The sequence below is a fragment of the Chromobacterium sp. ATCC 53434 genome, assembly GCF_002848345.1.
Lineage (GTDB): Bacteria > Pseudomonadota > Gammaproteobacteria > Burkholderiales > Chromobacteriaceae > Chromobacterium.
Genome location: NZ_CP025429.1, coordinates 2,301,011 through 2,326,550 on the forward strand (window position 1 = coordinate 2,301,011; position 25,540 = coordinate 2,326,550).

General features: G+C 63.9%; 35 protein-coding genes and 1 pseudogene. 3 read left to right on the forward strand and 33 right to left on the reverse strand.

Annotated elements, in window-relative coordinates; genetic code table 11:
* Nucleotides 1-8: 8 nt before the first annotated feature.
* The 6 genes from CXB49_RS10455 to CXB49_RS10480 all read right to left on the reverse strand — a co-directional run bounded on the left by CXB49_RS10455 (nucleotide 9) and on the right by CXB49_RS10480 (nucleotide 2,486).
* Nucleotides 9-335 carry a hypothetical protein gene (locus CXB49_RS10455; RefSeq protein WP_101708335.1) on the reverse strand — a complete coding sequence of 109 codons (327 nt, stop codon included), beginning with the start codon at nucleotides 333-335 and terminating at the stop codon, nucleotides 9-11.
* A complete protein-coding gene (locus CXB49_RS10460) occupies nucleotides 332-520 on the reverse strand; it encodes a hypothetical protein (RefSeq protein WP_101708336.1) in 189 nt (62 codons plus the stop codon). Before CXB49_RS10460 ends, CXB49_RS10455 begins: the two co-directional genes overlap by 4 nt.
* Nucleotides 520-1,161, reverse strand: coding sequence for a tyrosine-type recombinase/integrase (locus tag CXB49_RS10465; protein ID WP_101708337.1), 642 nt, complete (start codon nucleotides 1,159-1,161; stop codon nucleotides 520-522). Before CXB49_RS10465 ends, CXB49_RS10460 begins: the two co-directional genes overlap by 1 nt.
* Nucleotides 1,162-1,180: 19 nt before the next feature.
* Nucleotides 1,181-1,516 carry a hypothetical protein gene (locus CXB49_RS10470; protein ID WP_101708338.1) on the reverse strand — a complete coding sequence of 112 codons (336 nt, stop codon included), beginning with the start codon at nucleotides 1,514-1,516 and terminating at the stop codon, nucleotides 1,181-1,183.
* A gap of 130 nt (nucleotides 1,517-1,646) precedes the next feature.
* Entirely contained in the window at nucleotides 1,647-2,171 is a 525-nt protein-coding gene (locus CXB49_RS10475; protein WP_101708339.1) for a phage regulatory CII family protein, read from the reverse strand.
* A gap of 123 nt (nucleotides 2,172-2,294) precedes the next feature.
* Entirely contained in the window at nucleotides 2,295-2,486 is a 192-nt protein-coding gene (locus CXB49_RS10480) for a helix-turn-helix transcriptional regulator (protein WP_158300743.1), read from the reverse strand.
* A 112-nt stretch (nucleotides 2,487-2,598) separates the two neighbouring features.
* Between CXB49_RS10480 and CXB49_RS10485 the strand changes: the two genes are divergently transcribed.
* Together CXB49_RS10485 and CXB49_RS10490 are read left to right on the forward strand one after the other, a co-directional pair.
* Nucleotides 2,599-2,943, forward strand: coding sequence for a helix-turn-helix domain-containing protein (locus CXB49_RS10485; RefSeq protein WP_158300744.1), 345 nt, complete (start codon nucleotides 2,599-2,601; stop codon nucleotides 2,941-2,943).
* On the forward strand, nucleotides 2,940-3,296 hold the full coding sequence (locus CXB49_RS10490; protein WP_101708342.1) for a hypothetical protein: 357 nt from the start codon (nucleotides 2,940-2,942) through the stop codon (nucleotides 3,294-3,296). Before CXB49_RS10485 ends, CXB49_RS10490 begins: the two co-directional genes overlap by 4 nt.
* Before the next feature lie 111 nt (nucleotides 3,297-3,407).
* Here CXB49_RS10490 and CXB49_RS10495 read toward each other — a convergent pair whose 3' ends face one another.
* The 15 genes and pseudogenes from CXB49_RS10495 to CXB49_RS10560 all read right to left on the reverse strand — a co-directional run bounded on the left by CXB49_RS10495 (nucleotide 3,408) and on the right by CXB49_RS10560 (nucleotide 16,148).
* Entirely contained in the window at nucleotides 3,408-4,130 is a 723-nt protein-coding gene (locus tag CXB49_RS10495; RefSeq protein ID WP_101708343.1) for a LuxR C-terminal-related transcriptional regulator, read from the reverse strand.
* A gap of 93 nt (nucleotides 4,131-4,223) precedes the next feature.
* A complete protein-coding gene (locus CXB49_RS10500; protein WP_101708344.1) occupies nucleotides 4,224-4,625 on the reverse strand; it encodes a phage tail assembly chaperone in 402 nt (133 codons plus the stop codon).
* A gap of 12 nt (nucleotides 4,626-4,637) precedes the next feature.
* Nucleotides 4,638-5,612 (reverse strand): hypothetical protein, encoded by a 975-nt coding sequence (locus CXB49_RS10505; protein WP_101708345.1) that lies wholly within the window; start codon nucleotides 5,610-5,612, stop codon nucleotides 4,638-4,640.
* Nucleotides 5,609-6,205, reverse strand: a complete 597-nt coding sequence (locus tag CXB49_RS10510; protein ID WP_101708346.1) for a YmfQ family protein — start codon at nucleotides 6,203-6,205, stop codon at nucleotides 5,609-5,611. Before CXB49_RS10510 ends, CXB49_RS10505 begins: the two co-directional genes overlap by 4 nt.
* On the reverse strand, nucleotides 6,196-7,275 hold the full coding sequence (locus CXB49_RS10515) for a baseplate J/gp47 family protein (protein WP_101708347.1): 1,080 nt from the start codon (nucleotides 7,273-7,275) through the stop codon (nucleotides 6,196-6,198). The genes CXB49_RS10510 and CXB49_RS10515 overlap by 10 nt, the downstream gene beginning before the upstream one ends.
* Nucleotides 7,272-7,667: a phage GP46 family protein gene (locus CXB49_RS10520; RefSeq protein ID WP_101708348.1), complete on the reverse strand. Its 396-nt coding sequence runs from the start codon at nucleotides 7,665-7,667 to the stop codon at nucleotides 7,272-7,274. The genes CXB49_RS10515 and CXB49_RS10520 overlap by 4 nt, the downstream gene beginning before the upstream one ends.
* Complete coding sequence (locus CXB49_RS10525) at nucleotides 7,664-8,248, reverse strand: phage baseplate assembly protein V (protein WP_101708349.1); 585 nt, start codon at nucleotides 8,246-8,248, stop codon at nucleotides 7,664-7,666. Before CXB49_RS10525 ends, CXB49_RS10520 begins: the two co-directional genes overlap by 4 nt.
* On the reverse strand, nucleotides 8,245-9,372 hold the full coding sequence (locus CXB49_RS10530; RefSeq protein WP_101708350.1) for a phage baseplate assembly protein: 1,128 nt from the start codon (nucleotides 9,370-9,372) through the stop codon (nucleotides 8,245-8,247). The genes CXB49_RS10525 and CXB49_RS10530 overlap by 4 nt, the downstream gene beginning before the upstream one ends.
* A complete protein-coding gene (locus tag CXB49_RS10535; RefSeq protein WP_101708351.1) occupies nucleotides 9,365-10,687 on the reverse strand; it encodes a DNA circularization protein in 1,323 nt (440 codons plus the stop codon). Before CXB49_RS10535 ends, CXB49_RS10530 begins: the two co-directional genes overlap by 8 nt.
* Entirely contained in the window at nucleotides 10,687-12,873 is a 2,187-nt protein-coding gene (locus CXB49_RS10540) for a phage tail tape measure protein (RefSeq protein ID WP_101708352.1), read from the reverse strand. The genes CXB49_RS10535 and CXB49_RS10540 overlap by 1 nt, the downstream gene beginning before the upstream one ends.
* 138 nt (nucleotides 12,874-13,011) lie before the next feature.
* A complete protein-coding gene (locus CXB49_RS23450) occupies nucleotides 13,012-13,296 on the reverse strand; it encodes a phage tail assembly protein (protein ID WP_158300746.1) in 285 nt (94 codons plus the stop codon).
* Between the two features lie 357 nt (nucleotides 13,297-13,653).
* Complete coding sequence (locus CXB49_RS10550; RefSeq protein WP_101708354.1) at nucleotides 13,654-14,499, reverse strand: HNH endonuclease; 846 nt, start codon at nucleotides 14,497-14,499, stop codon at nucleotides 13,654-13,656.
* A gap of 12 nt (nucleotides 14,500-14,511) precedes the next feature.
* Nucleotides 14,512-15,567, reverse strand: a complete 1,056-nt coding sequence (locus CXB49_RS10555; RefSeq protein WP_233493041.1) for an AAA family ATPase — start codon at nucleotides 15,565-15,567, stop codon at nucleotides 14,512-14,514.
* Nucleotides 15,568-15,645: 78 nt separating this feature from the next.
* Nucleotides 15,646-15,804 (reverse strand): annotated as a pseudogene (locus tag CXB49_RS24435) (AAA family ATPase); the annotation flags it as partial.
* Nucleotides 15,805-15,992: 188 nt separating this feature from the next.
* Nucleotides 15,993-16,148 carry a phage tail tube protein gene (locus tag CXB49_RS10560; protein WP_158300747.1) on the reverse strand — a complete coding sequence of 52 codons (156 nt, stop codon included), beginning with the start codon at nucleotides 16,146-16,148 and terminating at the stop codon, nucleotides 15,993-15,995.
* A 59-nt stretch (nucleotides 16,149-16,207) separates the two neighbouring features.
* On the opposite strand from CXB49_RS10560, the gene CXB49_RS10565 reads away from it, so the two are divergent.
* The gene (locus CXB49_RS10565) at nucleotides 16,208-17,254 is read left to right on the forward strand and encodes an IS630 family transposase (RefSeq protein WP_101706528.1); all 1,047 of its coding nucleotides are present in this window, start codon (nucleotides 16,208-16,210) and stop codon (nucleotides 17,252-17,254) included.
* On the opposite strand, the gene CXB49_RS23455 is transcribed toward CXB49_RS10565, so the two are convergent.
* Genes CXB49_RS23455 through CXB49_RS10620 form a run of 12 tightly spaced genes read right to left on the reverse strand, consistent with a single transcriptional unit; the run spans nucleotide 17,186 to nucleotide 25,431 of the window.
* Nucleotides 17,186-17,470, reverse strand: a complete 285-nt coding sequence (locus tag CXB49_RS23455) for a phage tail tube protein (protein ID WP_158300748.1) — start codon at nucleotides 17,468-17,470, stop codon at nucleotides 17,186-17,188. The genes CXB49_RS10565 and CXB49_RS23455 overlap by 69 nt on opposite strands.
* Nucleotides 17,471-17,481: 11 nt before the next feature.
* Complete coding sequence (locus CXB49_RS10570; protein WP_233493045.1) at nucleotides 17,482-18,942, reverse strand: phage tail sheath C-terminal domain-containing protein; 1,461 nt, start codon at nucleotides 18,940-18,942, stop codon at nucleotides 17,482-17,484.
* A gap of 24 nt (nucleotides 18,943-18,966) precedes the next feature.
* Nucleotides 18,967-19,164 (reverse strand): DUF2635 domain-containing protein, encoded by a 198-nt coding sequence (locus CXB49_RS10575; RefSeq protein WP_101708357.1) that lies wholly within the window; start codon nucleotides 19,162-19,164, stop codon nucleotides 18,967-18,969.
* Nucleotides 19,127-19,738: a hypothetical protein gene (locus CXB49_RS10580; protein WP_158300749.1), complete on the reverse strand. Its 612-nt coding sequence runs from the start codon at nucleotides 19,736-19,738 to the stop codon at nucleotides 19,127-19,129. Before CXB49_RS10580 ends, CXB49_RS10575 begins: the two co-directional genes overlap by 38 nt.
* A complete protein-coding gene (locus CXB49_RS10585) occupies nucleotides 19,735-20,013 on the reverse strand; it encodes a hypothetical protein (protein WP_101708359.1) in 279 nt (92 codons plus the stop codon). The genes CXB49_RS10580 and CXB49_RS10585 overlap by 4 nt, the downstream gene beginning before the upstream one ends.
* Nucleotides 20,003-20,566, reverse strand: a complete 564-nt coding sequence (locus CXB49_RS10590) for a hypothetical protein (protein WP_101708360.1) — start codon at nucleotides 20,564-20,566, stop codon at nucleotides 20,003-20,005. The genes CXB49_RS10585 and CXB49_RS10590 overlap by 11 nt, the downstream gene beginning before the upstream one ends.
* Nucleotides 20,559-20,759, reverse strand: coding sequence for a hypothetical protein (locus tag CXB49_RS10595; RefSeq protein ID WP_101708361.1), 201 nt, complete (start codon nucleotides 20,757-20,759; stop codon nucleotides 20,559-20,561). The genes CXB49_RS10590 and CXB49_RS10595 overlap by 8 nt, the downstream gene beginning before the upstream one ends.
* Entirely contained in the window at nucleotides 20,759-21,166 is a 408-nt protein-coding gene (locus CXB49_RS10600; protein WP_101708362.1) for a M15 family metallopeptidase, read from the reverse strand. The genes CXB49_RS10595 and CXB49_RS10600 overlap by 1 nt, the downstream gene beginning before the upstream one ends.
* A 1-nt stretch (nucleotide 21,167) precedes the next feature.
* Nucleotides 21,168-21,704, reverse strand: coding sequence for a hypothetical protein (locus CXB49_RS10605; RefSeq protein ID WP_101708363.1), 537 nt, complete (start codon nucleotides 21,702-21,704; stop codon nucleotides 21,168-21,170).
* Nucleotides 21,701-22,330: a hypothetical protein gene (locus CXB49_RS10610; protein ID WP_101708364.1), complete on the reverse strand. Its 630-nt coding sequence runs from the start codon at nucleotides 22,328-22,330 to the stop codon at nucleotides 21,701-21,703. The genes CXB49_RS10605 and CXB49_RS10610 overlap by 4 nt, the downstream gene beginning before the upstream one ends.
* A complete protein-coding gene (locus CXB49_RS10615) occupies nucleotides 22,327-22,821 on the reverse strand; it encodes a hypothetical protein (RefSeq protein ID WP_101708365.1) in 495 nt (164 codons plus the stop codon). The genes CXB49_RS10610 and CXB49_RS10615 overlap by 4 nt, the downstream gene beginning before the upstream one ends.
* Nucleotides 22,822-22,866: 45 nt before the next feature.
* On the reverse strand, nucleotides 22,867-25,431 hold the full coding sequence (locus CXB49_RS10620; RefSeq protein WP_101708366.1) for a phage protease: 2,565 nt from the start codon (nucleotides 25,429-25,431) through the stop codon (nucleotides 22,867-22,869).
* Between the last annotated feature and the right edge of the window lie 109 nt (nucleotides 25,432-25,540).

A 25,540-nucleotide genomic window follows, 5' to 3' on the forward strand; every position in this document is an offset into this window, starting at 1 on the left:
TCCAGTTTTCAATTGGCCAGCAGCAGCTGGATGGATGGGTGTTCTGCTTCGCCGGCGGGCACCAGCAGCCAGTAGTGGCCTTGTGCCACCAGGCGCAGCGAGTGATCGGCGCAGACCGGAATCAGCACGCCGGCCGGCGGCGGGCGGCTGATGCGGATGAAGGCGCCGCCGCCAGGGTGGTAAACCGGCTCGGCCTGCAGCTCTACCGCTCTCGCGTTGATGTCGGCGGCTACCGTGTCGATGCGGTCAAAATGCTCCTGCTGCCGGTCCAGCGCGGTGAGCGTGGCGAGGTGCTGGCGGACGTGGTGCTGAATCGCGTTGCTGTACAGGCTCATGCGTCCTTCCTCCGGGCCTGCCGAATGGCCATGCGCTCCTCAGCGGCGCGGCGGGCGGCCACGCGCTGGCGGTTGAGCACCGCGAGCTTCATGCGGCCGTTCGGATCGATCGGGCTGGCCAGCAGCGCCAGCGGACGGCGGTCGGTGTTGTCGGGCGTCCAGCAGCGGACGTTGGCGTCACGCATCACCCTGCCCTCCGCTGATAGCGGCTGCGCAGCTGGGCCCGAGTGGTGCGCTGGCCGCCATTGCCGTCCAACGCCTCCAGCTCCCGCTCGATCTCCTCGCGGCTCGGGGCCGCATAGATCGCCGTGCTGTTGAGGCTGGAATGGCCCAGGGTGCTCTTGACGATCAGCAGCGGCTCCTTCGCCTCGCTGTTGCGCACAATGTCCATGGCGCGGGTGTGCCGCATCCAGTGCGGGGACACCGGCAGCGTGATGCCCGCCTCCTCCGCCCAGTGCTTGAACCGCAGCTGTACAGCGCGCGCCGTCAGCGCTTCGCCGAAGCGGCCGGCGATCAGCGGATCGGCGCCGTTCTGCGACGGGTTCATGTTGAGCAGCGCCACCAGGTGCATGCGCAGCGGCTTGGTCAGCAGCACGGAATGGTCTTTTGTGCGGCCCTTGCGGTGTTCGGCCGGGATGTAGAGATAGCCGGTCTTCAGTGCATCCCAGGTATCGGCCAGGGACGCGGCCAGGAACTCGCTGATACGGCAGCCGCTGTAGTACAGCGCGCTCATCAGGTGGTAATCCCGTTGGGCCAAATCGTCGTTGGTTTTGTAGGCGGCGCTGAACAGCTGATGCCGTTCCGCCGGCGTGAGATAGCGTTTCATGTGGTTCTCCTCGAAATCGTCAGGCTGTGGCCGGCATGACGATCAGGGCCAGGTCTGCGCCCACTTCTTCCGCGGCATCCACCACCACCTGGGTGGCCGTTACCGCTTGTATCCACAGCAGGAGGCGCTTGCCGCCCACCATGAGCTGGATCTCTTCCCCGGGCATCACCGGCAGGCGTTGCCGGGGCTGCCCCACCGCCATGTGCTCCACCTCCAGGCCCTGCCCTGCTCGGTGGAAGCTGATTGACGCGATATCGGCCGCGCCGTAGATCACCGCGTCTTCGCCTAGGGCGATGCAGAATCGGCCGCTACGGTTCTGGTGGCCGGGGGTAAATAGTTGAATCAGGTTGCTCATCACCGCTTGCTCCTCAACATGGCCAGCGCGATACGCCTGATGCAGATCGCTAGCGCCGGGTTGTCCATTGCGGATTCGAACGATTGCCGCAGCCTGGCGCGCTTATGCGCCACGCGCAGCGCCTGCTCGGTCAGCTCTGCAGTGCCGGGGTCGAGTGGGAGAGCGAGTTGCCGTCGCATGGCTTCACCACCAGGCTGCCGAACCGATTGCGCAACTCGACGATGGCGGCGATCCACTCCATCGTTTCCCGGTTGAACTCGTTGAACTCGTCCTGGGTGACGATGCCGTCAGCCAGCGCATCGTTCATGCAGCTGTGCACGTCGCCAGCTTCGGCGTGGACCTTGTTCACCAGATCCAGCAACGCCGAGTCCGAGACGTTTGCGAGCCGGGGCAGCTGGTAGCGCGCGCTGTCGAACATCCGGCACAACGCGTCCAGCGGAGACAGGTCGCCGGTGGCGTGCAGCACATGGACAAAGTCGTCCAGCGTGGTTTTATGGTGATGGGCGCCAGGCGCCAGCTTGTTGGTCAGCACGCCGGCGGAGACGCGCAGCAAGTTCGCCAGCTTGGTGATGCCAAAAGTTTTGGCCGAGAGGTGCAGCGCGCCAAACACGTCAGCCGGGGCTGACGGCAGGGTTGCCGCCATGGAAGTGTTCATTTGTGTTAACTCCTGTTGGTTCCCACTTGTCGTGGGTCAAACAGGTGCCGATACTGCAGTTGCCACACCGTAGTAACAGCACCACCCGCGCCGCCTGCACCTAGCCCGTGCCGGCGGCGCACTTCATTTGCTCGGGTACAACACGTTGAGCACCGGGATATCCAGCGCAGCAGCAATCCGTCGTGCGAGCTCTGGCGAGGCTTTCCCATTGCCGTTTTCCAGTTGGGCGATGCGCCCCTGGCTGCACCCACATTTCCCCGCCAGCTGCTTTTGGCTCAGCTTCAAAAGCTGGCGAGCCTCTCGTACCGTGTTCATCTGCGCTCTCATGGTTGCCAATGCCATAATTATTAGCGCAGCTAATATACGTAGTCAACAGCAATGCTTATTTTTTTATTTATTAGTCCGCTAATAAAATGAGCTAATGAACATGGGACAACGCATCAAAATGGCCCGTCGGGCACGCAAACGCTCACAAGACTGGCTTGGCGCCGAAGTGGGCGTGAACCAGTCCTCTGTCAGCCAGTGGGAGCACGGCCAGACTGAACCGACGTCGGAAAACCTTTCCCGCATCGCGGACGTACTGCGCATCAGCTACGAATGGCTGGCAACCGGTCGTGGGGAAATGGAACTGAGTTTTTCACCAGTGGAGCTGCACATAGCGGAACCGCTGCTTGACGATGATCAGCGCGAGTTGCTGGCGCTGTTCGAGCAGCTCCCTCGCGGCAAGCGCTCCATCCTGATGCAGTTCATGCGGGACTGGATCAACAAGTGAATTCGGCCGCCCTTTCCCTCCTTGCCCTCTTCATCGCCCTGCCAGCCACAGCGGCGCCGCGGGACGATGCACGCGCGCTGCTGGACTGGCTGCACGTCGCCCGAGACGAGATCAACCGGGCGGGGGAAGCAAAGGATCTGGTGGCTCTGCAGCGGTTGCGGCGCGACACCGAACAACAGCTGAATGCGTGGCCGTCCAGCGCGGGTTTTCCTGACTGCCGCGCCGCGCTGGTGAACATGGTGGATTTCCTGAACGCCTATCAACGCAAGGACTACGCCGGGCGGGACCGGAAGGGCGCGCACTTCCGGCAGGATTTGGCCGACTGCGAGCGAGCAGTGGCCGGTCGTTGGTAAGGTGCTGTATAGCTGGCTCATCACGGTGCCCTCTTGTTATGCCAGCTAATTTTTACCCTCGTTTACGTTCCAGACAATCGCACAACTGACATCATATTTTGCATTTTCTATCTATGCAGATGTCAAATCTGTACTGATATTGAATAGCCTCCCGACCAGTTCCACCCTATTTCTCGCGGAGTGCAACATCCTGATTTTATTCAGCCTATCCCGTACCGTACGTACAGAAACACCCACGGCGCCGGCGATATCCGCATCAGCCAGGCCCTCCAGCATGTGCTGCAGGATGTGACAATCACGTTTATCTAGGCCCGAGAGATCTGGCTGCCGATACCGCAGTCTCAAGGTGACGGCCATCACGGCCGGCGCCAGGGCCTCCATCAGATGCAGTGACAGCGGATCTCGCTCGACCGCGGCGCCGGCGAACGACAGCACCAGCCTCACATCGCCGTGCTGCTCCATCCAGCTGACGCCGTTCAGCATGTTGTTGTTGGCGGCGGCCTGGATGAACCGGCGTAGCGTCGGATCGCTGCTGCCGGCGAGCAGCTTGGACCACAGCAGCAGCTGGCCAGGCTGGCCATGCCATACCGGGTCCAGCTCCTGGGCGCCAATGCGAGCGTAGCCGGCCAGCCACTGCTCATCCCAGCCCACGTTTGCCAGAATGAGGACCGTGCCACCCCGCTCAATGGCCAGAACGGCACGCGTACCGTCAGGCAACACCCGGCCCCACTCGGCAACAAACTGCCGCAGGCCTGCCATGTCATCGACCCACACGAGCTTTTCCAGCAAGGCCATCAGGTGCTCGGTGAGGCGTCCGATTTGTGATATCTGCATAGTGGTTCATCGTGGTTCATAACTCAGTTCTAGTTAAAACTACGTATAAAAAAACCCGCTCGGGAGCGGGTCGGGACAAAAATACATACAGCATCACGCCGGCGCGCGCGGCCAGTCGATTTGCGTAGGGAACTGGCCCTGTTGCGGCACGTCACGCAGCCCTTGTACATAGACGGCCCACTGCTGGGCCTGCTCGTCGGTCAAGGTCGGCGACAGCCCATACCGTTTCTGCTGTTCATGCCGATCCAGAACCGCCAGCGCGGAGTTCAACAGCCCATCCCGCTGCTGCCTGGCCAACGCCGCGAGCTCATCGGCGGTCGCCGCCGGCCGCGGCCGCGCCACCGGTTGGCCTTTGTCGTCCACGCAGATCTCCGCCCCGGCCGTTTGGGCGTTCATCAGAGCCACATACATGGCCTGCGGTATTTCGATTGCATCACTCGGCCGGCACGTGCTCTCGCGATCATAGCAACCACATGTCGAAGCTGAAAAATACATGCCCCTTCCCTCCTACAGCTTGCCAAACGCATAGATGTAAATCGTCCCGGCATCAGGTGGTCCACCATAGACGCCGCGTGTACGCAGTGTGCAGCCCGTTGATGTTGGCGGGGCGGCGAGTAGCGCCATTACTTCCCCCTCCGCATCGAGAACCGATGGCCAGACGCCGTACACCTCGGCCATCGCGGTCGGGAACACTACACTGATCAGCTCGTCCCGCCTGCTGAACGGCACCGAGAACCACTGTTCGACCAGGCCGCCCGGCCGTTTCTGGTAGGGCCGTCCGCCGTCGAACATTGTGACGTCTACCTTGCTGGCCAGCTGCCGGCTCATCGTGGCGCTGAAGGCTGGATCGTTGCCCAATGCCGCCGCCAGCTTCTGCAGATTGTTCATCGCCGCCGGCGCGCCGGCCACCACATTTTGCAGATCGGCCTTGGCCGCAAACTTCTCATGCAGCAAACCATATTGGCGGGCGTACAGCGCCCCATCGTTGGTGATGGCCAGCTGCTCTACGTTGTCGATCTTCAGCATCAGCTTGACCGTCCCGCGGCCGGGCTCGCTTCCTTTCGTGGCAAACAATCCAGTGTCGCCATCGACATCAAACGCGAACCCGACCGGTGCCCCATCGCCACCCAAATCCGCCGGGTCGCCTTTGTTCGCGCGGAATGCGGCGCCCCAGACGCGCCGCTCGGGATCTCGCCACGCGGCATCGGTGATGCCGTAGCCTGCCAAGGTGGTCGGCCGGCTCACAACGCCGCCCCAGGCGATCTGTTGAATCGCCTGCAGCAGCTGGTTGCTCTGCTCGGGCTTCAGCGCGAACCCCGCGCCCTCCACCACGCTGGCCATTTCCTCCTGCCAGCTGTCGAAAAGCTCATAGCCCGGCGTGGTGGCCGGCTGGCCGGTTTGCGGATTGCCAGGGCCGAACCCGTGTTTGCCCTGGCCGAACTTATCCCGCACCGGGTTGCGGTTATCGCCTACTCGCCTCATTGCTCGCCTCCATATGCAATCAAAACCGTGCTGACGGCCGGCGTTTCGCGCCGGATCACGCACTCCATCAACGTATCGCCCCACGTCCGCAGCGGCTCGTCCGCTCCCGACTCCGTCGTCGCCTCCACCACCCGCGTGCCGGCCGGCACATTGAGCCTCCAGGTATGCCGCCAGCCGATATCCTGCAGCGCATCCTCGCAGCTCATTTCGCAGGTGTGGTAACGGAACCGGGTGATGGTGGCGCCGGGATAGCCCAGCCGCGCCGCCAGCTGCAGGAAGCGCGGCACGCGCGCGCCGCCGGCATCGGTGAGTGTGGCCACCACCGCTTGCTGGCGCGCCAGCAGTGTCTGCTCGCCCACGGTGCACGCGTCCGGCAGGCCCAGGCTGGTCTCCCACTCCGGCAGCAGCGCCACCGCGCGGCGTGGGTCGGACTCCTGCAGCAGTAGCTGGGCGCGGGCGTCCGCATCGGCCAGCCTGGCGGCCAGCGCCGCCAACAGCGTGGCCAGCTCGCTGCCGTCCTCCGCCATCAGCGCCAGGCCGGGCGGCAGCAACGCCGCCAGCTGCTGCTGGTAATGCCGCGCCGTCACAGCCATTCCACGCTCCCCATCACCGCCAGCTCGCCCACCCCGCACACCACGTCCGCCGCCGGCGCCAGCAGCTGGTGGTCGTACTCGCCCGGCGCGCCGGATATCTGCTCCGTCAGGTGGCTGCGGGGAATGGTGACGGGTGTGGTGGTGCCGCTTTGCACCGGCGCGGCCTCGCGGGCCAGCAGCGCCGCCAGCGCGTCCGCTACCGCCTGTCGAGTGGCGGGCGTGTCCGGAGTGAGCCGGATTCGGAAATTTACCGGCCGCCGGGCCGGGGCCAGCGCGTAGATCTCGCTGAACGGCGTGCCGGTCTGTTCCAGATGAGCCTGCACCGCGGCCAGCTCGGCGGCGTCCGGGATCAGGTCCGGATCGCCATCACGGACGAAATACACCCCGATCGAGCCCTGCCCCAGCAGCTTGGGCGCCGCCCAGGCGCGCGTCACGCCCGGCACTTCACGCGCCCACAGCTCCCAGTCCTGGGCGCGGCCCACCTGGCCGCTGTTGTAGCGCGCCTCCATCACCCGGGCGCGCAGCTCGTCGATCGACTCCATGTCGGCGCCGCCGGACAGCCCCGGCGTCAGCACCTCCAGTTCGCCGTTGATGCCCGGCACCGGATTGACCAGTCGCAGTCGTGCCCCTGGCTCGGTGTTGCCGGCGGCGCCCGGCTGGATGCAGATCAGCCGCACCGTGGCGGCAGCCGCGCCGGTGTCCGGCAGCGTCACGCCGTCCACGACGGCGAACAGCGCGCCATCGGCCCGCGCCAGTTGTTCGCCGGCGGGCAGTGGCGCCTTGTTGGCGCCGGTGGCGCGCGCGCTGCCGCTGGCGGCGGCCGGCGGCTTGCGCCCTGCCGGCAGCCAGATGGCGGCGTGGACGGAAATCAGCACGTCCTCGTCGCACTCCATCGGGTGGATCTGGCGGGCGATCCAATCCTGATGGCCGTACAGGCCATGCACCGCGCCGGCCAGCGCGCGCGCCAGCGGAGTGAACAGATTGCGCCTCAACGGGTCGCTTGCCGTCTGCAGCGTCAGCTCCGCCTCCACGCGGCGGGCGATCTCGGCCAGGGTTTGGCGGGGAATCACGTGGTCACCTCCAGATTGATGGCGCTGCCGTCCAGGGCGATGGTCAACAGCAGGGTTTCATCGCCGGCGGCGCGGGCGGACACGTCCAGGCTGCGCGCCACGCCGTCGTCCACCATCCACTGCAGCGCCTCCCGGGCATAGTGGGCGGCGTCGCGCAGCGTCTGCGGCGTGTTCTTGGCGCGCTGCGCCAGCAACCACAGGCGAGAGCCCCAGCGGTCATATGGCACGTCGGCCAGCACGTCGCCCCACCAGCCGCGCGGATCGGCCTGCCGGTCGTCCGGCAGCGCGCGGGCATCGCAGAACAGCGACAGCACGATGGCGCTGTCGATCGGGTCGGCAAACAGCGCCAGCGGCAGCGGCGCGGACAGGTCTATCACCAGGCGGCGGCTCATACCGGCAGGCCTGACATGTCGCCGCCCTTTTGCACGCCGCCGTGGGCGTGGCTGTGCAGGGTGATGCCGTTGGAAGTGAAGCCGCCGCCGCTGTGGGTGAAGCCGCCGCTGAATGTACCGGCGCCGGTACCGTTGATGCCCGCTGTGTAGGTGAGTAGCCCGCCTACCGTCACCGCCTGGCTGAAGGTCGCCAGCGGCGTCGTCACCGCCACGCCGTCGCTGGCGTTGACGATGAAGCGGCGGCACGTCAGCGTGGCGTTGCCCTGGTCGTCAAACAGGAACAGCACGCCGGCGGCGTTGTAGGTGGCGCTTTCGCCTGCCTTCAGCCCCTTGGGCCGGTGCTCCTCGTTGTCCACGGCCACCGCCACCAGGTGGTCGCGGCTGCCGCCCACCGCCACCATCACCGGCACGCTGCCGGCTGGCGGGTGGCTGGTGGCGCCGAAGTTTTGCGCCCTCTCAACCTCGTCGCGGGTTTCGCCGTCCAGCGCGGAGATCTGCAGCAGCTGCAGGCCGCCGGCGTCGTTCACCAGATTGACGATGCCCCGCGCCACCATCAGCCGCATTTTTTGTAACGGATTCATAGGCTGCCCCAATCGTCATCGTCTTTTTTCTTCTTGCCGTGCTTGTCGCCCTTGCCGCTGGCCAGGCCGTGCTTGCTGGTGCCGTGCGAGCTCATCTTGGCCGTGCGCACGCCGGACAACAGGTCGAAGGCTCGCGGGTCGGCGATCTCCAGGTCGCACACCGTGCCGTCATTGGCGTTTTTCAGGTAGGTCACGCTGACAATCAGCGCCTCGGCGCGGAGGCGCAGCCGCGGCGCGTTCACCGTCACCCGCAGACCGGGTGCCCATAGCGGCCCAGCGTCGCCGGCCTGCCGCCAGCTCTGCACCCGGATGGTGGCGCGGTTGGCGCGCCCGCGGCGCACCGTGCATTCCCATTGCGCGCGCTCGGCGGCGCTGGGGCCGTGGGCGTTGTCTTCCGCCAGCACGATCAGCGGCCGGTGGCGGGTGACGCTGGCGTCCGTGGCTTTGCCCTTCACCGCGTGTTGGGCGTGGCCGCGCGCCTGGCCTTTGACGATGTATTCGCTGTAGCGCTCGCGCCAGCTGAACCGGCCGTCGGCCCGCAGGATGTTGTCGCCCTCGTTGAGCGCGGTCTGGGCGTGGTCGGTGCCGGGCAGATCGATCACCAGCCGGCCGCGGCCGTCGGTCCACATCATCAGCGCCTGCTGCCGCGCCGCGCGCTCCATGCAGTCGAACACCGTTTCCCCCTCCTCGATGTTGAACGAAGGGATGGCCTGGTTCGCCGCGCCGGCGCGCGCGCCCACCGCCACTTCCACGCCAAACGGCGCCAGCAGGTCGCGGGCGATGCGGGCCAGGCTGGCACCCTTCCACTGGCCGGTTTTGTGGATGGCGCTGCTGTCCACCAGATCCGCCGTTTTGTCCCGGCCGGAAACGTGGAACCAGGTGTTGGACGCGTCGTAGCCCGGGTTGCATTCGTCCACGTAGCCGGTCACCACCGGCTCGCCGTCTATGGTCAGCACCGCGCGCTGCCCAGGCACGATCGGCCGCGGCTGCTCCTGCCCTGGCCATCGCTCCGTCACCTGCAGGCTGAACTGGCCGGCCAGCTGCTCAAGCCCGCGCTGGATCTCGATATCGGTCCAGCCGCCATAAATCTGCCCGCCTACCCGCAGCTCGCACACGTCAGCCATCGCGCAGCACCTCCAGCCGCCCGGCCGGCACAAATCCGGGATGGCGCACGCCGTTGCGCGCCACCAGGTCCTCCGCCACATCCACGCCGCCGGTGGCCTGATAGGCCACCACCAGCGCCGGCAGCGTGGCGTGGGTGGTGATGATGTCCAGCTCCGCCAGCGTCGGCGCCCGCGCCGTCAAGCTGCGCGCCACCGCCTGGCGCAGCGCCTGCATGGCCGGATACAACGTGTCCGGCGCCGCCTGCAGCTCTACGTTCAGCGCGTCCAGGATCACTTCCCGCGCCTGCTGCAGTTCGGCCTTGCTCTCGAACTGCGCGCGTGGAATGGAGCGCGCCGCCTCGATCACCAGCACCCGGCGCACGTAGTCGGTAAGCGAGGGCGGCATCAGCGGCAAGGTCTGCGGGAGGCTGGATTGGCCGGCGCCGCGGCCGGCAGCCGGCATTCCGCCGGAAGATGCGCCGCCGCCAGCGCGCTGCTGGCTGGCGATGCGCTGGGCGGCAGCCACCGCCCAGCCTGGGCGGGAACTGGCCGCGGACGGCGCATCGGCTGGCCGCCGGCCGCGGTTGGGCTCCAGCGTCTGGTACGGGTGCAGCACGTCGCCGCGCAGCAGCTTGCGCCAGCTGGACAGCCCGGAAAACGGATTGCGCAGCCGGCCGATCAGCGACTGAATGCGGCCCTGAATTCGCCCCACCAGCGCCAGCGGCGCGTTGATGATGCGTTGCACGGCGTTGATGATGCGGTCCACCGCAGCCAGCGCCTGGTCCAGCGGCGCCAGGAAACTCTCCAGTGTGGCGCATACCTGCTCCACCACGGCTGCGGCTTCCTCAGCCAGCCCGGCGATGTCGTCCAACCAGCTGCTGGACAGCTCGTCCGCGCTGGTCGCCAGCGCCTCGTCCGCCGCCTCGTCCAGCTGGGCGTCGGTATCGTCCGTAGCGGCCGGCTCCAGGTTCTGGCCGGCCTCCACGAACACCATTTCCACCTCGGTGGCGCCGCCGACAAAATCCGGATCGCGCACCGTCGCCTTGCTCTGCAGCTGGCACAGCAGCCGGCCGTGGTAAGGGTGATCCAGCTCGCCCGGGCCTGGCGCTTCCAGGTCGTCCAGCAGCAGCTGCAGATCCTGCTTGGCCGTGGGGCCGATGAACAACGCGGTGACGCGGTACACCCGCGCCGCGCGGCCCAGATCCTCACCGTAGGGGATGTCCCGGTACGGGTATTCGTGCAGCACGTTGCGCCGGCCGACCTCCGCGCCGGCGCTCTTGAAGTAGAACGGCCGGCCGCGCCAGCTGCCATAGATCGGGTCCGGTTTGGCCGCCATCAGTTGGCCCCCTGCATGGTGCGGCCCACGTTCATGGTGGTGGTCGGGCCCAGCGGCTTGGTGCGGGTTTCCACCTGCAACCCTGGCGGCGCGTGGATCACCACATCCACCGTGCCGCCTATCTTGGTCTGCTTCACCTGGTTCAGCAGCGCCTCGGTCACTTGCTGGTTCTGGCCGAACACCTGGGCCAGATTGTCGCCGCCGACCGGCAGCTGCGGCCCCGGGGTCTTGAGACCAGCAAGCCAGGCCTCATTGCTCTTGCCCTGCTGCTGATCCATCAGGTACTTGCGCACCCATTGCTCTTCTTCGTTGTCAAAGCTGCCCAGTTGGTACCACGGCTTGTAACGGTTCCGTGCAGCCTCCACCAGACCTTTCCCGTATCGCTTCTCCAGGTCCGTGCGCACCTGTGCGCCCTTGTGCAGCTCGTCTTTTTCGTCCTGCGGGGTGTACAGCAAAGCGATCATCGTTTGAATGGCCGCCAGCCAGCCGGCGGCCTTGGCTCCGGCCAATGTCTCGGCCTTCGCGACTGGTTTGACTCCCAGTTGCTCCAGCAGCCCGGGCTTGCGGGCGATGGCTTGCTCCACCGCTGAAGCACCCGCGCCACCTGGAAGTGGCGTGCCCCCCTTCCCTCCCCGCCCTCCAGTGAAAAAAGACAACAGTCCACCACCTACTACTGCCGTACCCAAGACTTGAATGGCAGTAGCTGCTCCATCAGCTGCCGTCGTCAACGTCGGGAACGTGCGTGCATATGGAATTATCTTGTCGACCAGGTCGCCAAACGCCTTGTTCAATGGCGACATAGCATCCTGATTCGCCATGGTCTTCTCGTTTTTCAGCTGATCCGCTTTGAAATCGGGCGTGGCGGCGATCAGGTCGTAATTGGTCTGCCCGGTGCCGGCAGCCTTGGGCAGCTTGGCCTCGATGTCCTTCACGTACTTGCGGTTGTTGATCAGCGCCAATAGCGCCATCATCGCCTGCCGGTCCTGAACCAGCTTGCCCACGATGGAGCCTTGCCGCAGGTTCTGCAGACTCTCCCACACCGCGTCTTGGTCTTCGCCCTTGGCCTTGGCCTGCTGCATCCGCGCGGCGATCTTCTTGGACACCGGGTCCTTCTGCATCAGTCTGTCGATGATGGCGGCGAAAGCATCCACGCCATCCATGCCCTTTTTCAAACGGGCTTGCGCCAGCTCCTTGGGCAGGTTGATGCCGATCTTTTTGGCATCGTGAACCGTGTCCTGGCTATTGATCTTCTGCAGCAGGTTCACCAGGTTATTGCCGGCTTCGTCCTTGGTGCCGGCGGTGATCACCGCCGCCTGGTTGAGCGCCAGCAACTTGCCCAGGCCCGCCATGCCGGACAGGCCGATGGAGCGCCCGGCCGCCATCTGCTGCGGCAGCCATTTGGACATGTCCTTGAGTTCGAAACCGCCTTCCTGGCCGGCCTTGATCGCCATATCCAGCGCCAGCGGCATCTGGTCTTCCTTGATGCCGAAGCTCTGCAACGAGCGGATGGCGATGTTGCCCAGCTCTTTGGAATCCGCGCCGCTAGCTGTCGAGTACTTTTGCAGCGTGGGCAGCAGCTTCATGGCCGTGGCCTGGCTCACTGCTCCGGACGCCAGCAGGTTGTCCAGCGTCTCCGCCGCGCCATCTATCGTGCCGCCACCAACCCGCACCGCGCCGCGAATGGCTTTGTCCAGCTCGCCCATACCTTTCTGGCGGCCAGCCAGATTACGCTCCGCAAACGCCGTATTGGCCATGCCCGCCAGCCGGCGCTCATAACTCATGGTCTCCTTCATCGGCCCGCTCAACGCGTATCCGCCGACAGCCATGCCCACCGCCAAACCGCCCGCCTTGCGCAGCCGCTCGGTGGTTTTTTCCAGCGTGGAAAGCTGGCGCCACGCCTCCCGGCTTTCGCGCCGTACCTTGGAGAGGTCGCCCAGCAATCGGCCGAAATAGCTGCCGCGGCCAAGCTCCGCCATGGCCTGGCCAGCCTGGCGCATGGCGCGGCCAATCGCGCTACCCTGCAGCGTGGCCTCGCGTCCCACCCCGTGCAGCGAGCGGTTCACATTGGCCAGGCTGCGGCCGATGGTGTCGCTGTTGCGACCGGTGGCAGACGTTGCCTGCGCCAGCGCCTTCTCATAGGCGCTGGGGTCGGCAGCGATGCGGACTTTCAGTTCCAAGCTATCCATCGTCGTTTTCTTGAGTCAGCCGTGACAGGTAATGGCGGTAACGCCACTCGGGGAGCGCCAGGATTTCGGACTCGGTCATGCTGGTGCGGGTGAGCAGCAGCAGCACGCCGTCCCAAAACCCGACCCGACGCTCCCCGCTTATTCCCCCGCTTTCTGCAGCGTGTTCAGGCCGTCAGTAAGCAGGTTGAAGTCCTCGGGCTCAAGGTCGCGCAACATGCCCAGGCTGAACGGGCCGGTGAATTCGTCGGCGCTCACGGCCACCTGGGCGATCAGCGCCGTGCGGAACGCAAACAGGTTGCTGGCCGGCGCGTCCTGCTCCGCGTCGATCAGGTCGCCCAACTTCGGCGCGCGCAAGGTAATGGACTTATAGGTGTGCTGGCCGACTTTCAGGCCGTGCTTCAGGGGAATGGTTTTGGTGCTCATGCCAGCTCCGGAAAAGGAAAAGAACAGGCGCGGACGCGCCATGCTGGCATTGTGGGTGGGGTTGGCAGGTGGGATAAGGGGTGGATTTAGACGAAGAAAAGCCCCGCGGATGCGGGGCTCTATGCTGGTACGGCGGGCGTATTCCCCTTGCGGGTATTGTATTAGCCGCACACCCGGCCATAGGGCGCGCATTGTCCCACCGAATGGGCCAATGACAAACTATAGACGTAAAAATACCGCAAAGCTGACGGGTGCGGTATCCGCTGTTTGATTCTTAGGTGTTTTGAGCACCAAGTATAACGATAGCCCGCGTTGGCGGACTATATCAAGTGAGAGTATAGCAGAGAGTCACAAACCTCAGATCGGAACATCCATTAGCTCAGGCGCCTGATTAAAAAGCTGATCAATTTCTGGGAAAAAACGCCTCTGCAAACGCATCTGCCCAAATACAAAGCAGTGCGGACTCCTTCTCAAACTGTCAACCATCTTAAAACGACGTACATTGCTTATATTTTCAATATTTCTAATACGAACATACTCATTCAACCTTGCCATAAAACCATCAAAAGCATTAGCTCGCGCATGCAAGAGCAAATCTCTATTTAGATCAACCGCCCTGATAGTAAACTCCGCTCGAGCAAGGGTAGTTCCAGCTACGCCATACTTGGGAACCACCTCAAAAGTACCCGGTAAAAAATGGCCATTTAAAACCCCACCAATATCCAACTCCAAATACGATGCAGGATCATCCACTCTAGGGTTAATAAAAACCGAATTCGAGAACGGGGGAGGAATCACCGGATCATTGCGTCCCCGATGAAACTCCACGCTATTATTATCATTATCAAAATACGCATACTTATTACCCTTCCTAACATTACACACCCCGCAAGAGAATATATAGTTACTCCAATCAAATGCTAGGTCGGGGAAATAATTTTTGGGATCAACATGTTCAATTTCGTCAGCCGCAGAGTCCCCACAGTACCCGCATCGAACAATTCCCGTGCTCATTATAGATAGTTGGCTTCTCACACTCGAAAAAGCCTTTTTCCAAGCGACCCTATCATTCTTTGCATCCCACAATTGAGATGCTCTTGCAACACGCCGGGAATAATCAAGCTCGGATGCCACCAGTTCACTCAATTGATTCAACGCATCAACTGCATGTGGCGGCAATGGCAAGGCCGTCAGTCTTAACATATAAGTACCTTACTAGCCTGCCACAGTTGAAGACGCTGTTGGCAGAGCCGTGCTCAGCTCAAGCAGACGCTTTTGCTCTTCCTCAGAAAGTTCACCCCTCAATGACTTTCTATTTAATACCGCCAATTCTTGCAACATTTCTTTTGACGCTTCAGACCGTGTAACATTTACACCAAAAAATTCTGTCCCATAAGCATCCATTATCGATCCATAAACAAGTCGACTCAGCTCAGTGCCTTGAATTCTACGTGACAGTTCATTCGAGCCAGGATTGGGAAGGTACCAAACCGAGTCAGCCCCCTGGCAGATTATTGGGCTATGGGTTGAAACAATAAATTGTATTCTCGGAAAACAACTCTTAAACCAAAGGCCAATTTTTTTCTGCCACGATGGGTGCAAATGAGTATCTACCTCATCAATTGCAACCACACCATCCAGCTCCAGGCATTTGTCATGAACATTCAACGAGCTGATTACCTTCTCCATTCCGTACGACTTTGTCATTAATCTAAATATTTCAAATATCATCGACAAGACAGAACGATACCCATCACTCATTTGATCAACACGAACCAATGCACCCGACGCATCTAATATACGAACTGCATCACTAGTCACTTCACTTACTGTTGAGCCATGAGGCAACAGTTTCGAACCATTCAAGAACTCAATAAGTTTATCCAGCAGCCTTCCTTCAATTGCATAATTATTCTCAAGCTGCCTAACTTTCAGATCACTCAACCAACGCAACCCCTCAGTCAATGCGACATCCTCCCCAAAAGCAGAGAGGTGAGGAGCAAGTTTAGGATTTGAATAAAACAATCGATCAAGTGAAGCATCTCCACCTGAAAATCTTCTAAATGGCCCAAAAGATGCAGAGAACCAACCGGGGTTCGTCCCCCATATTGATCGCTCACCAACAATCTTACCCGCCCCACCTGAAACAACCTCAGCGATATCACCGCCAAAACTACGTTCTACTTTCCTAATCTCAATATCAATATCAATTCGACTATTTGCACGCCCCTTTCCAGTGTAAATATCATTCACACCGGCAACCAATTGCAAATTGATCTTCGCTTGATCATGTCCGCGCGGCAACCAATTCTGCCAATCCTGTCGCAAAGCAACAGACTCTCGCGGACCAGCGAAAGCTAAAGCTAACGACCTAATAATGCTTGACTTGCCCGCTCCATTGGCACCAAGAATTACATGCCACCCTGCACATTCCTCATTGAAATTGACCCGAAATTCGAAACTTCGAATAGATCTTACATTTGTCACTGCCAAGCGCCGAACATACATAGGCACCACCTACTTTAAGTTGTGTATATGCGAAGTATTTCATACTTTAAGTTGCATGCCAAAAGAAGAAACCCCAGCCACAAGGCCAGGGTTCAGGTCGGTTGCCACACCGTAGCACTACAAGAGGAGAACGCCATGAAGCGCAGGGTCAGTATGGCCGGCGCCTGGCGGTGCAAACAGGGGTGGAGTCAGATCAGTTCCGCCGGGTCTCCAGCCATGGTCATATCCACCTTGTTGCCCTTCAGCTCCACCTCACCCACCGTGCCGGCATTGGCCACCAGGTAGCGCTGGCCGCTGTCAGTTTCAAAAATCAGCGTCACGTCCTCCAACTGCTGCAACGCCACCACATCCTCGTCACTATTAATCCGGCAGTAATAATCCGTACAGATTGTATACTTCCGGCATGGAAAAAATCGATGTGCGCAAGCTTGAACTGGCCGCCCGTGAGCAGCTGAGGCGTACCGCTATCCGGATGTACAAGCGAGGCCGGTCTCAAGCCAGTATTGCCGAAGAACTCGGGCTGCGCCGCCCCACCATTTCCGCCTGGGTGGTGCGTGAGGCAGCACTAGGTGCGCAGGGATTCAAAGAACAGAAGCGCGGTCGCGCCGAAGGCACCGGCCGTCGGCTGACCGAGGCGCAGGAAGCCCGGATCAAGCAGGACATCGTGGATCGCACGCCAGACCAGATGAAGCTGAGGTTTGCCCTGTGGAGTGCTCAGGCGGTCAAGGCTGTAATCAAGCAGATGTTTCTGATCGATCTGCCGATCCGTACTGTCCGTCTGTACTTGGCCCGCTGGGGCTTTACGCCGCAGCGCCCGCTCAAACGCGCTTATGAGCAGCGACCGGCAGCAGTCGAGAAATGGCTCAAGGAGGAATACCCGGCTATCGTCGCGCGTGCCAAAGCGGAAATGGCTGAAATCAGCTGGGGCGACGAATCGGCGGTGTCGAGTGTTGAGCACTTTCCGCGTGGCTACGCCCCAAAAGGCCAAACCCCAGTTCTGGTGTTATCCCAATCGAAAAGAGCGCGCATCAACTTGATTTCGGCCATTACCAACCAAGGCAAGATGCGCTTCATGCTGTACCGGGAGACCTTGACGGCCCGGGTGCTGATCAAGTTTCTGATGCGGCTGATCCGTGATGCTGGCGGCAAGAAGGTGTTCTTGATCCTCGACAACTTGCGCGTGCATCACAGCAAGCTGGTGCAAGCATGGTTGGAGGAGGAAGAGAACAAGAAGGCGATTGAGTTGTTCTTCCTGCCCAGCTACTCACCGGAACTGAACCCGGATGAATACTTGAACGGCGACCTGAAGGCCAGAATGAGCGCAGGTGAGCCGGTTCGATCAGACGGTCAACTTCAAGGGAAAGTGCTGTCCCATTTACGCTCATTGCAGAAGCAGCCGGCCAGAATCCGGTCGTACTTCCGGCATGAAAAAATCCGCTACGCGGCATGAGCTTTCTGTACGGTATTTGACTGCCGGATTAATAGCATGGCGCAGCGAAAATTTCACCTCTCCGCCGATCACCTCCTTGGTGGCCAGACCGCAGGGGCCGTTGGCGTCCTTGATCTGCTCGCGGATCTTGCCGCCCACCTTCAGGCTGGCGTCGCCCTCGCTACGTTTTTTCTGGCCATTGAGCGTGATGTACACCACGCCGGTCATGCGTGCCATATCGGGTTCCTTTACAGACGGTACTGCACGGAGGCCGCGAAGGTGACGAACTGGTTGACCAGATTGGGCGGCAGCACGGCGTTGACGCGGTCCACGTCGGCGTCGCTGCGCATCACGATCAGGTCCTTCTTGAACTGCTCGGTGTCCTCCACGATGCCGGCGAATTCCAGCTCGCGGTGCAGGGCGATCAGTTCGGCGCGGATGATGGACGGCGTAACCAGGGCCTGGCCGGGGGAAACGTTGATGCCGTCGTTGGCCAGCTTGTGGCGCGGGAAACGCAGGGCGATGCGGCTGCGCACGGCGTAGCGGTAGTAGTCGGCCGTCCACTTGGTTTCCAGGCGCAGCAGGCTTTCGTCATCCACGCCGAAGGGCGATTTCTGGTAAGTGGTGATCACCCGTTCCAGGATGATTTTGCCGCCGCTGTCCACCACGGTGGAGCTGATGCCGTCGCGCAGCAGCAGCTCGCGCTCGTTGCGGCCGAATCGGTCTTTCAACCGCGGCGCCAGCACGCCGGGCACCTCCACCGCGCGCAGCGGCAGCGCGGGATCGATCGCGCCGTGGAATTCGCACACGCAGGCCCAGGCGGCGGCGCGCACCGGCGCCCAGGTGGGGCAGCCCTTCAGGCCCCAGGCGCTGACGTGGGGGCTATTACGTGCCGCGCCCCAGGTCGTGAGCTGGGCGTGGGTGCCGTCCCGCGCGGTGAACACGTGGCCGGTGCGCATGTTCATGCCACTCCAGCGGCCATCCATGTCCGCCTCCAGCGCGGCCAGGCTGGCGCCGTCGCTGTAGGGGCTGACGATGCTGTAAAACCAGTCCTCCGCCACAGCGGCCAGCGCCGCGCCCACATCCGGACTGCCGGCGCCGCCGGCGAGGTTGGCGCAGACGGCGGTGATGCCGTCCGGCAGCACGTCCTCGTCGTAGTAGGCCACGGCCAGTTCCATGCCGTTGCCGGCGTCGCCCTTGTGCCGGCAGGCCACCGATACCACGCCGGCGGCGGCGCTGGCGGTCACGGGCAGATCCGCGTTGGCGTTGATGGCGTCGGCCAGCTTGGCGGCCAGCGCGGCGTTGGTGTCGCCGATGCTGGCGGCCGCACGCACCCGCTCGCCGCCAATCCAGGCAGTGAGCACGCCGGGCGTGGTGACGGCGCCGGTCAGGGTGATGGTTCCGCTGGCGGCCACGCCGGCGGGCAGATCCTCCAGCGCCACGGCGTAAACATCGATCAGGCCATAGCGGGCCTTCACCGCATCAAGGCCGCGCGCCATGGCGTGCAGCATGGAGCCGCGGCCGTACTTGGTGGCGGCGTCGTCGGCGTTGAGGATGCGGGACGGGACCAGCGCCGCGGTCTTGCCGGCAGGCAGGCGCTGGCCCAGAACCAGCAGCTTGCGCTCCATCTGCGGCAGGCCGCGCACGGCCTTGGTGTGGTCGATCTCCACATAGACGCCGCCGGTGCGGACGCCCACGGGGATAGACATGTAGGTGATGTTGTCGGGCATGGCTTATGCCTCCGCTTTCTGTCTCGCCGGCTTGGCCGGTTCGGGCTGAACTTCCATCGCGTCGCCATCGGCGATGCGGCGGCGGTAATAGGCGGTGAGCGGCACGGGCTGGCCAGCGGCCGGCAGGTAGCCGCTGCCGTCCTCCAGCCGTACCAGCAGGCCGTCAGCCGCCGGTTTCAGGTTGATCATGATCGGGTCCATGCTGCTGGGTCTCCAAGGTAAGTTCCGGCCGGCTGGCGCTGTAGTCGCCGTTCAGCCATTTGATGTGCTCGTCGCGGGTTTCGTGGGGCGCCAGATCCACGTCCATGTGGGCGCGCAGTAGGCGGCCGGGCTGCTGGTTGGGCGGATAGGTTTCGCTGTCCGGCGCGTCGGCCTCGTCCAGCGGGCCCATATTCAGCTCCAGCGCCACCCAGCCATAGGGGAATTCCAGCTGGGAACTGAAGCGGGCGCTGCGCAGCGTCAGCCGCGGCACGGCCGGGCCAGGATTGCACAGCCAGGCCCGCAGCTGGCCGTACAGCACCAGCTCGGCCGCTTCCACATCCCGCGGCTGGCTGACATGCTTGCGCACCTGCAGCTGGCCAACCACGCGCAGCCGCAACGTGCTGTCCCAGTCGCCGGGTTCGATCTCCGGCAGCAGCGCCGTCACCACGCCCCGCTCCAGTTCGGCCGGCTGGCGCTGGGGGTGATCCACCAGGGACGCGGAGTGAATGCGATCGGGCAGCGCGGCGGCCAGGCTGGCGCGCAGAGCGCCCATTGCGCGGGCGATGGCGGTCACTTGGCCCGCCCTTGCTGGTACAGCCGCTCCAGCATCTGCGCCAGCTTGGCGTCAATGTCCTTCAAGGTTCCGCGCACCTCTGACAGGCGTTCGTCCTGCTGGCGATCAATCAGCGCTTGCTGCACCTGTTTTTCTTCCAGCACGGTGAGCCGGCGGTCCAGCGTGAGCATGAAGCCCGCCAGGGTGCCCACCAGCGCCAGGGTGGTCAGCACGTCACCCAGGTTGATGCGGCGGTCAAATTGCCAGCCTTGAGGGCGATTGGTATCAGCGGCCATCTTGGGTCCTTTCCAATTTGATCAGCGCGTCACGGCCGGCGGCGACGGACTGGCACCAGGCGCCATAGTCGCGGGCATGGGCGAGGAGGTCCGCGCGTGATACCCCGCTGTCAGCTGGGGTGGCGGCGGCATCGTTCGCGTCAGGTTGTCCGGCAGCCGGGGCGCTGGCGTCGGCGCGCAGACCGAGGGCGTCGTTGTAGACCCGCAGGCCGTCAACAGAGAGCAGGCCAGGATTGTCAGCGCCGGCACGCGGCGCAGGGAGTTGAGCGGCACGGGGTATCCTCCGGGTGAACTGCTCGCGCGCGGCGTCCAGCGCGGTCAGGGTGACATCCAGCTGTCCGGACACGTCGGCCAGCTGGCGGGTTTGCTCGTGGTAGCGTTGCAGGGCGGCGGCGCCGTCGATGCGCCGCTGCTCCGCCACCTGGGCGCGGTAGGTGGCCAGTTCGGTTCTGCCGGAGGCGCGGCCCATCTGAAACGCCCAGCACCCCGCGATTGCCCCAGACGCCAGTCCCACCAGCAAGGGCCACGTCAGGCGCTGAAGAAAATCAGCCATCGCCGTCTCCCTTCCCATCCGGCAATACCGCTCCGACCAACCCCGCCAACGCCAGACCGGCGGTAACGATGGCCTCTTGCTGCTCCGGTGACAGCGCCAGTCCGCAGGCGGTGGCAACCAACACCACGCCGCGCCAGGTAGACGGTTCGCCGGCCCGCGCCAGCAGGTATCGCTTCAGGTTCTGCCAAGCCATCACTGGTAGCCCTTTGCCAGTTCGAAATGGGGAAACTCCCGGAATGGCGCGCCAGGCCGGCCGTACCAGTTCAAACCCAGCGCCATGCCGATCTGGCCGGCGGTTTGCCATGCGGGGTGCGTGTCGTTCCACATGGGCTTGCCGTTCACCAGCGGCACGATGTCGAAGGCGCGCGCCGCCGGTTTGCCGGCGATAGTGGCGTTGTGCGCGCTTTGCCCGGCCCGGGCGTTGGTTACCCGTAGCCCGGGCTGGGTGCGGCCCTGGGCATATAGCGCGTCCTGCTCGGCGCCGCTGCGCCAAGTGCAGGTGATGAGCACGTCCAGGCCGGCGGCCTTGCAGCGGTCCAGAAACTGGCGCGCCAGCGGCTGGAGATCGGGGTGGAGATCATCAATTCTTCTGCTGGGCATATCAGCCTCCATCACTGCCGGTGAATGCATAGTGGCCGCCCACGCCTGTCACAGCGCGCACGCCGGCCTCCGCGCCCTCGCGCAGAATGGCAAACAGCCGGGATTGGGATTCGTCGTATGCGGGTTTGAAAAACGGCGCCGCCTGGGTGCCGTGGTCGCGGAAGTACCGCGCCAGGCCACCGGCGCGGCGGCGGGCTTGCTTCTCGTCCAGCCCGTGCTTGATGCGCAGCCACTCGGCCAGCGGACGGATGGGCGGCAGCCCCCGGTAGCCCGGGGCGGTGCCGTCTTCCACAAAACGGGCGTAGCGCACGCCGGCCACCACGTCGCGCGCCATGGCAAACGGGCGTTGAACGTGAATGGCGTTCATCAGCGTGGTGAAGCCCATGCTGCGGTTGCTGCGCAGCTTCTGGCGCACGGCGCGGTTCAGGTATTGGCCGGCGCGCTCCACCCGCAGCTCCATCGCCCTCGCCATGGCCTGCGGCGCCCGCTCAAACGCGGCGCGCACCACGTCGTCGTTGACGTATACGTTGCCGATCACAGGCAGATCCTCCGCTCGAATTCCTCCATCAGCACCGTGTGCATATAGGATGGCGTGCCGTTGCGCGGGGTGGCGCTGATGCCGTCGTGTACCTGATAAGGCGTGGTAGTGTTGGAGATGGACAGCTCGCGCATGGCCTCGGCCTGGGCGCGCAGCAGCACCAGCGGCTCGTCGCCGGCCGGGATGGTGCTACCCTCCTCGTCCAACGTATGGCGAGCGCGGTAGCGGTAGCTGGCGGCGCTACCCAGCAGGCCGATCTGGCGCGCGGACGGCGCCGGCATCAGGTACAGCACGCGGCGATCGCCATCGCGGCTGACGCGCATGTCCGGCAGGCGACCAGGCCATCCATCCGCCCACACCGGCAGCCGCGCCTTGTCCGCCCGGCCCCAGTCAAACGCCTGCACCGCCACCAGGTCAGCCGGGCAGTCGTACACCACGCGCTCGGCCTCCAGCTGCAGGCGGCCCAGCACGATCAGCGGCCGGCGCCGGCTGTAGTCGTCCAGCGCCACCTGCAGCAGGCGCTGGAACTCCGCCAGACTGCCCCGCTCCGGTTCGCGGTCGAACTCCTCCGCGGCGCCTAGCATGCTGGCGCGCAGGTTCTGGGCCAGGGCGGACAGGGTGGTCACTTTTGCTTGCCCTTGGTGGCCTTGGGCTCAACTACCAGCGCGCCGGCATCGCTCGCCAGGACATTGACGGTCGCGGTATCCGATTCGCCAGCGGCCAGATCCAGGCCCTGGGTCTCGTCAACCTCACCGCCTTCACCCTCCAGTGGAGGCCGGCTTTCGCCCGGCGCGCCCAGCGACTCGCTGGCCAGGGTGAGCAGCCGTTCGGACACGGCCGCCAGCACGTCCTTGCGGCGGCCCTCGGCCTGTTCGCGCTCGCCCAACTGCTCCAGGTCCTCGCGCGCCAGCACCGGAATGGCGGACAACAGCTCGGAAAACGGCCCGGCAAGCAGCGCGTCCACGATATGGACCGGGGCGTCTTCGTCCAGGGCGAGATCTGCCGCGGCATAGTCGGGCAGCATGCTGGCGTCGACTTCGCGGGTTTCGCCAGGCGGCACCAGCATGGTGCCGACCGTCTTGTAATGTTCGGTGTCGTTGTAGTACGGGATTTTCATCTGTCGCATCCGGTGATGCGGCTCGCCGGCGGCGGGCCGGCTGGGTTACAGCGCCGCGCGGGCGGTGCTGGAGTACACGATTACGCTGGTGAAGCGGTTGCGCACCGGACGCGGCACGGCGATGGCGTTGTACTCCTCGCCATAGGCGGCTTTCTTGCCGATCGGATGGCCATCCGGCCCCGTCAGCTCGAACGGCTCACCCGTCACGAACGGCTTGGCGATGGTGTAGCCCAGCACATTGCGCTGGCCCATCAGAATGCGCTCGTCGCCCAAGTCCACGCCTGGCGCGTTGGTGCCGTATGCCGGGATGTCCTTGATCGCCTCCAGGTCGCCCTGGGCGTTGGTGTCGCTTCCGTTGCGCTTTTGGCTCGCCACGAACTGCTCGGCGTTGGTGGCGGTGTCGTTCAAGGTCGGCGACATCAACAGGAATTCCGGCGCCACATAACGCTGGCTGTTCATCATCGCCTTGCGGCTGCCCACCTTTTGAATCAGGCCGTTCAGCCACTTCTCCGTCGTCACGCCGCCCTGCGGATCCAGGTCAAACTTGGTGACGTTCGTCGCCGCGGCGTAGCTGATGGCGTTGGTGCCGGTGGCGGCCGGGGCCACGGGCTGGCCGGCCTGGTCCACGAACTGCAGCGTGCCCAGGTTGAAGCTGAGCACGCGCCAGTAGGTGCCGGCTACCTGCTTGCCGCTGCCGTCCCATTGCTTGATCTGCACGCTATTCAACGTGACGGTGATCGGGTTTTCCGGCAGGCCCACGGCGCTGCCCTGCATGTCCCGCGCCTGGAAGGGACGCACCACCGGCCACTGCGCCAATTTGACCAGCGATTTGCCGCTGCCCAGCTGGGAGGTGAGGTTTTCATTGTTCACCGGCACGGCCAGATAGCTGTCCGATGCGCGCTGCAGCTCGTTGCAGATCCGGCGCGCCACCAGCTCGCGCAGTACGCGGGCGTTACTCTCGATATTGCGGCCCATCGCGTCCCAGTTCAGCGCGGAGGCGCGGGTGAAGAACTGCACCTCGTTGGTGATCGACAGCGCCAGCTTCATCGGGGTGACGGACACCGTATCCATTGCCTGGGTGATGCCGGCAAACGGGATCGACTGGCCCTCGTAGACCACGCCATCGTTCATCACCTGGCTGACGTCGCGCAGTTCATACGGGATCTGCGTGGTCGCGGCGCCGGAGAAGTCGGTCAGGGTCTGCACCAGGGACAGCACGTTGAGGTCCGAAAGTGCTTCGCGGATCACCTCGCGCTGCACGCCCAGCGGCAGCGCGGTGTTGCCCATGTCCAGCGTGCCCTGCCCCTGCGCCAGCACGCGGTATTCCGCGTCCAGCCGCGGCGCGTGGATGCGGTCGTATTCGGCCAGCACGCGCTGGCAGAACGGTGGCAGCGTCTGCTTGGCATCCAGGTGCAGCTGGCCGGCGGCGGACGACTTGGCCAGGTTCTCGCGGAAGAACTCGCTGAGCTTCTTCACGCCGTCGGCGATCACGGTGATCTGCGGCGAGCCGGCAGGGCCGTAACCCAGCTGGGCCAGCTGCCGGGCGGCGGCCACCTCGTTGGCGTTCTTGATCTGCATCTCGGCCAGCGCTCGCACCTGGTCGTCGGTGGTGTCGGCGGTGATCACGCCGGCGGCGGCCTCGGCCAGCGCCTTCTTGGTGGCATCGTCCAGACCTGCGGCGGCGGCGATGGTTTCGGCCAGCAGCTTGCGCTTGCCTTCGGTGGTTTCGGCCAGCTGCTTGGCGGCGGTGTCCCGCTCGGCCAGCGCCTTGGCCACGGCCGCGCCGACGTCGGCCTGGTTCACGCCGCCGACGGACAGCTGGATCACCGGCGCCGGGCCATTCGCCGGCAGCTTGGAAAGCTGCTCGGACAGCTGAATGGCCGCCTGCTCCAGCTGCTCGCACAGCTGCTTGGCCTGGGCTTCGTCGGTGATGCCTTCCAGTTGGGCCTCGGCCAGCGTTTTGACGGCGGCCACCGCCTGCTCGGACAGTTTGCGCGCGGCTAGGGCCTCCAGCAGCGCCTTCAGATACTTGTTCATCGTGGTTTTCGCCTCGGAAAGGAGAGTTCGCGCCAGCTCCGGGTGGAGCAGCAATGGGATGTCCGCGCCGGAATCGCACGACAGCGTGACGGGGTCCAAGCGCTTGATCACCGGACGCACGGTGAGGCCTGCACCCAACAGGACGGGGCCATGGAGCCGGCCCTGTTCGTTGTCCTGCCAGTTTTCGGAGAATTCAGCGGAGAGATAGCGGAAGCCGCGGCCCTTGACCGCATCGCGGCCAAAGTCGGTCCACTCCACCAGCGCGCGCAGCCGGCCGCCCTCCACCGCCAGCCGTAGGATCTTGGCGGCGGCGCCGTCGCCAGGCTGGTGGTTCACGTCCAGGAAGATATCGGTGCCCACCACGCCGGCGTCGAAATTGCGGACCATGGCTAGCAGCATGTCGCGGGAGATATCGAAGCGCCCATAGCGCGGATCGGTAAACGAACCCTCCCGGGTGAGCGTCACCCAGCTGGTGGGCTTGGCGTCCGGCACGTCGGCCATACCGGCCAGCAGGCGGACTACCTGGCTGGGCTGGGTGTTTTCAGAGAGTTGGAAGTGTCGGGGTACTTGCATCGCCTACCTGCCAGAAACGCGCGGATGCGCGGTTTCTAGCAGGGTAAGCATGGGGGGATGGTGGGATAAGGGGGGGATTTGGAGGTATGATGTTTCAATTTTCATGGCT

What these genes read in the sequence shown, in the direction of transcription:
- CXB49_RS10455 (WP_101708335.1), bottom strand. Translation starts at nt 335, where the DNA reads ATGAGCCTGTACAGCAACGCGATTCAGCACCACGTCCGCCAGCACCTC.
- CXB49_RS10460 (WP_101708336.1), bottom strand. Translation starts at nt 520, where the DNA reads ATGCGTGACGCCAACGTCCGCTGCTGGACGCCCGACAACACCGACCGC.
- CXB49_RS10465 (WP_101708337.1), bottom strand. Translation starts at nt 1,161, where the DNA reads ATGAAACGCTATCTCACGCCGGCGGAACGGCATCAGCTGTTCAGCGCC.
- CXB49_RS10470 (WP_101708338.1), bottom strand. Translation starts at nt 1,516, where the DNA reads ATGAGCAACCTGATTCAACTATTTACCCCCGGCCACCAGAACCGTAGC.
- CXB49_RS10475 (WP_101708339.1), bottom strand. Translation starts at nt 2,171, where the DNA reads ATGAACACTTCCATGGCGGCAACCCTGCCGTCAGCCCCGGCTGACGTG.
- CXB49_RS10480 (WP_158300743.1), bottom strand. Translation starts at nt 2,486, where the DNA reads ATGAACACGGTACGAGAGGCTCGCCAGCTTTTGAAGCTGAGCCAAAAG.
- CXB49_RS10485 (WP_158300744.1), top strand. Translation starts at nt 2,599, where the DNA reads ATGGGACAACGCATCAAAATGGCCCGTCGGGCACGCAAACGCTCACAA.
- CXB49_RS10495 (WP_101708343.1), bottom strand. Translation starts at nt 4,130, where the DNA reads ATGCAGATATCACAAATCGGACGCCTCACCGAGCACCTGATGGCCTTG.
- CXB49_RS10500 (WP_101708344.1), bottom strand. Translation starts at nt 4,625, where the DNA reads ATGTATTTTTCAGCTTCGACATGTGGTTGCTATGATCGCGAGAGCACG.
- CXB49_RS10505 (WP_101708345.1), bottom strand. Translation starts at nt 5,612, where the DNA reads ATGAGGCGAGTAGGCGATAACCGCAACCCGGTGCGGGATAAGTTCGGC.
- CXB49_RS10510 (WP_101708346.1), bottom strand. Translation starts at nt 6,205, where the DNA reads ATGGCTGTGACGGCGCGGCATTACCAGCAGCAGCTGGCGGCGTTGCTG.
- CXB49_RS10520 (WP_101708348.1), bottom strand. Translation starts at nt 7,667, where the DNA reads ATGAGCCGCCGCCTGGTGATAGACCTGTCCGCGCCGCTGCCGCTGGCG.
- CXB49_RS10525 (WP_101708349.1), bottom strand. Translation starts at nt 8,248, where the DNA reads ATGAATCCGTTACAAAAAATGCGGCTGATGGTGGCGCGGGGCATCGTC.
- CXB49_RS10530 (WP_101708350.1), bottom strand. Translation starts at nt 9,372, where the DNA reads ATGGCTGACGTGTGCGAGCTGCGGGTAGGCGGGCAGATTTATGGCGGC.
- CXB49_RS10535 (WP_101708351.1), bottom strand. Translation starts at nt 10,687, where the DNA reads ATGGCGGCCAAACCGGACCCGATCTATGGCAGCTGGCGCGGCCGGCCG.
- CXB49_RS10540 (WP_101708352.1), bottom strand. Translation starts at nt 12,873, where the DNA reads ATGGATAGCTTGGAACTGAAAGTCCGCATCGCTGCCGACCCCAGCGCC.
- CXB49_RS23450 (WP_158300746.1), bottom strand. Translation starts at nt 13,296, where the DNA reads ATGAGCACCAAAACCATTCCCCTGAAGCACGGCCTGAAAGTCGGCCAG.
- CXB49_RS10550 (WP_101708354.1), bottom strand. Translation starts at nt 14,499, where the DNA reads ATGTTAAGACTGACGGCCTTGCCATTGCCGCCACATGCAGTTGATGCG.
- CXB49_RS10565 (WP_101706528.1), top strand. Translation starts at nt 16,208, where the DNA reads ATGGAAAAAATCGATGTGCGCAAGCTTGAACTGGCCGCCCGTGAGCAG.
- CXB49_RS23455 (WP_158300748.1), bottom strand. Translation starts at nt 17,470, where the DNA reads ATGGCACGCATGACCGGCGTGGTGTACATCACGCTCAATGGCCAGAAA.
- CXB49_RS10570 (WP_233493045.1), bottom strand. Translation starts at nt 18,942, where the DNA reads ATGTCTATCCCCGTGGGCGTCCGCACCGGCGGCGTCTATGTGGAGATC.
- CXB49_RS10575 (WP_101708357.1), bottom strand. Translation starts at nt 19,164, where the DNA reads ATGGACCCGATCATGATCAACCTGAAACCGGCGGCTGACGGCCTGCTG.
- CXB49_RS10585 (WP_101708359.1), bottom strand. Translation starts at nt 20,013, where the DNA reads ATGGCCGCTGATACCAATCGCCCTCAAGGCTGGCAATTTGACCGCCGC.
- CXB49_RS10590 (WP_101708360.1), bottom strand. Translation starts at nt 20,566, where the DNA reads ATGGCTGATTTTCTTCAGCGCCTGACGTGGCCCTTGCTGGTGGGACTG.
- CXB49_RS10595 (WP_101708361.1), bottom strand. Translation starts at nt 20,759, where the DNA reads ATGGCTTGGCAGAACCTGAAGCGATACCTGCTGGCGCGGGCCGGCGAA.
- CXB49_RS10600 (WP_101708362.1), bottom strand. Translation starts at nt 21,166, where the DNA reads ATGCCCAGCAGAAGAATTGATGATCTCCACCCCGATCTCCAGCCGCTG.
- CXB49_RS10615 (WP_101708365.1), bottom strand. Translation starts at nt 22,821, where the DNA reads ATGAAAATCCCGTACTACAACGACACCGAACATTACAAGACGGTCGGC.
- CXB49_RS10620 (WP_101708366.1), bottom strand. Translation starts at nt 25,431, where the DNA reads ATGCAAGTACCCCGACACTTCCAACTCTCTGAAAACACCCAGCCCAGC.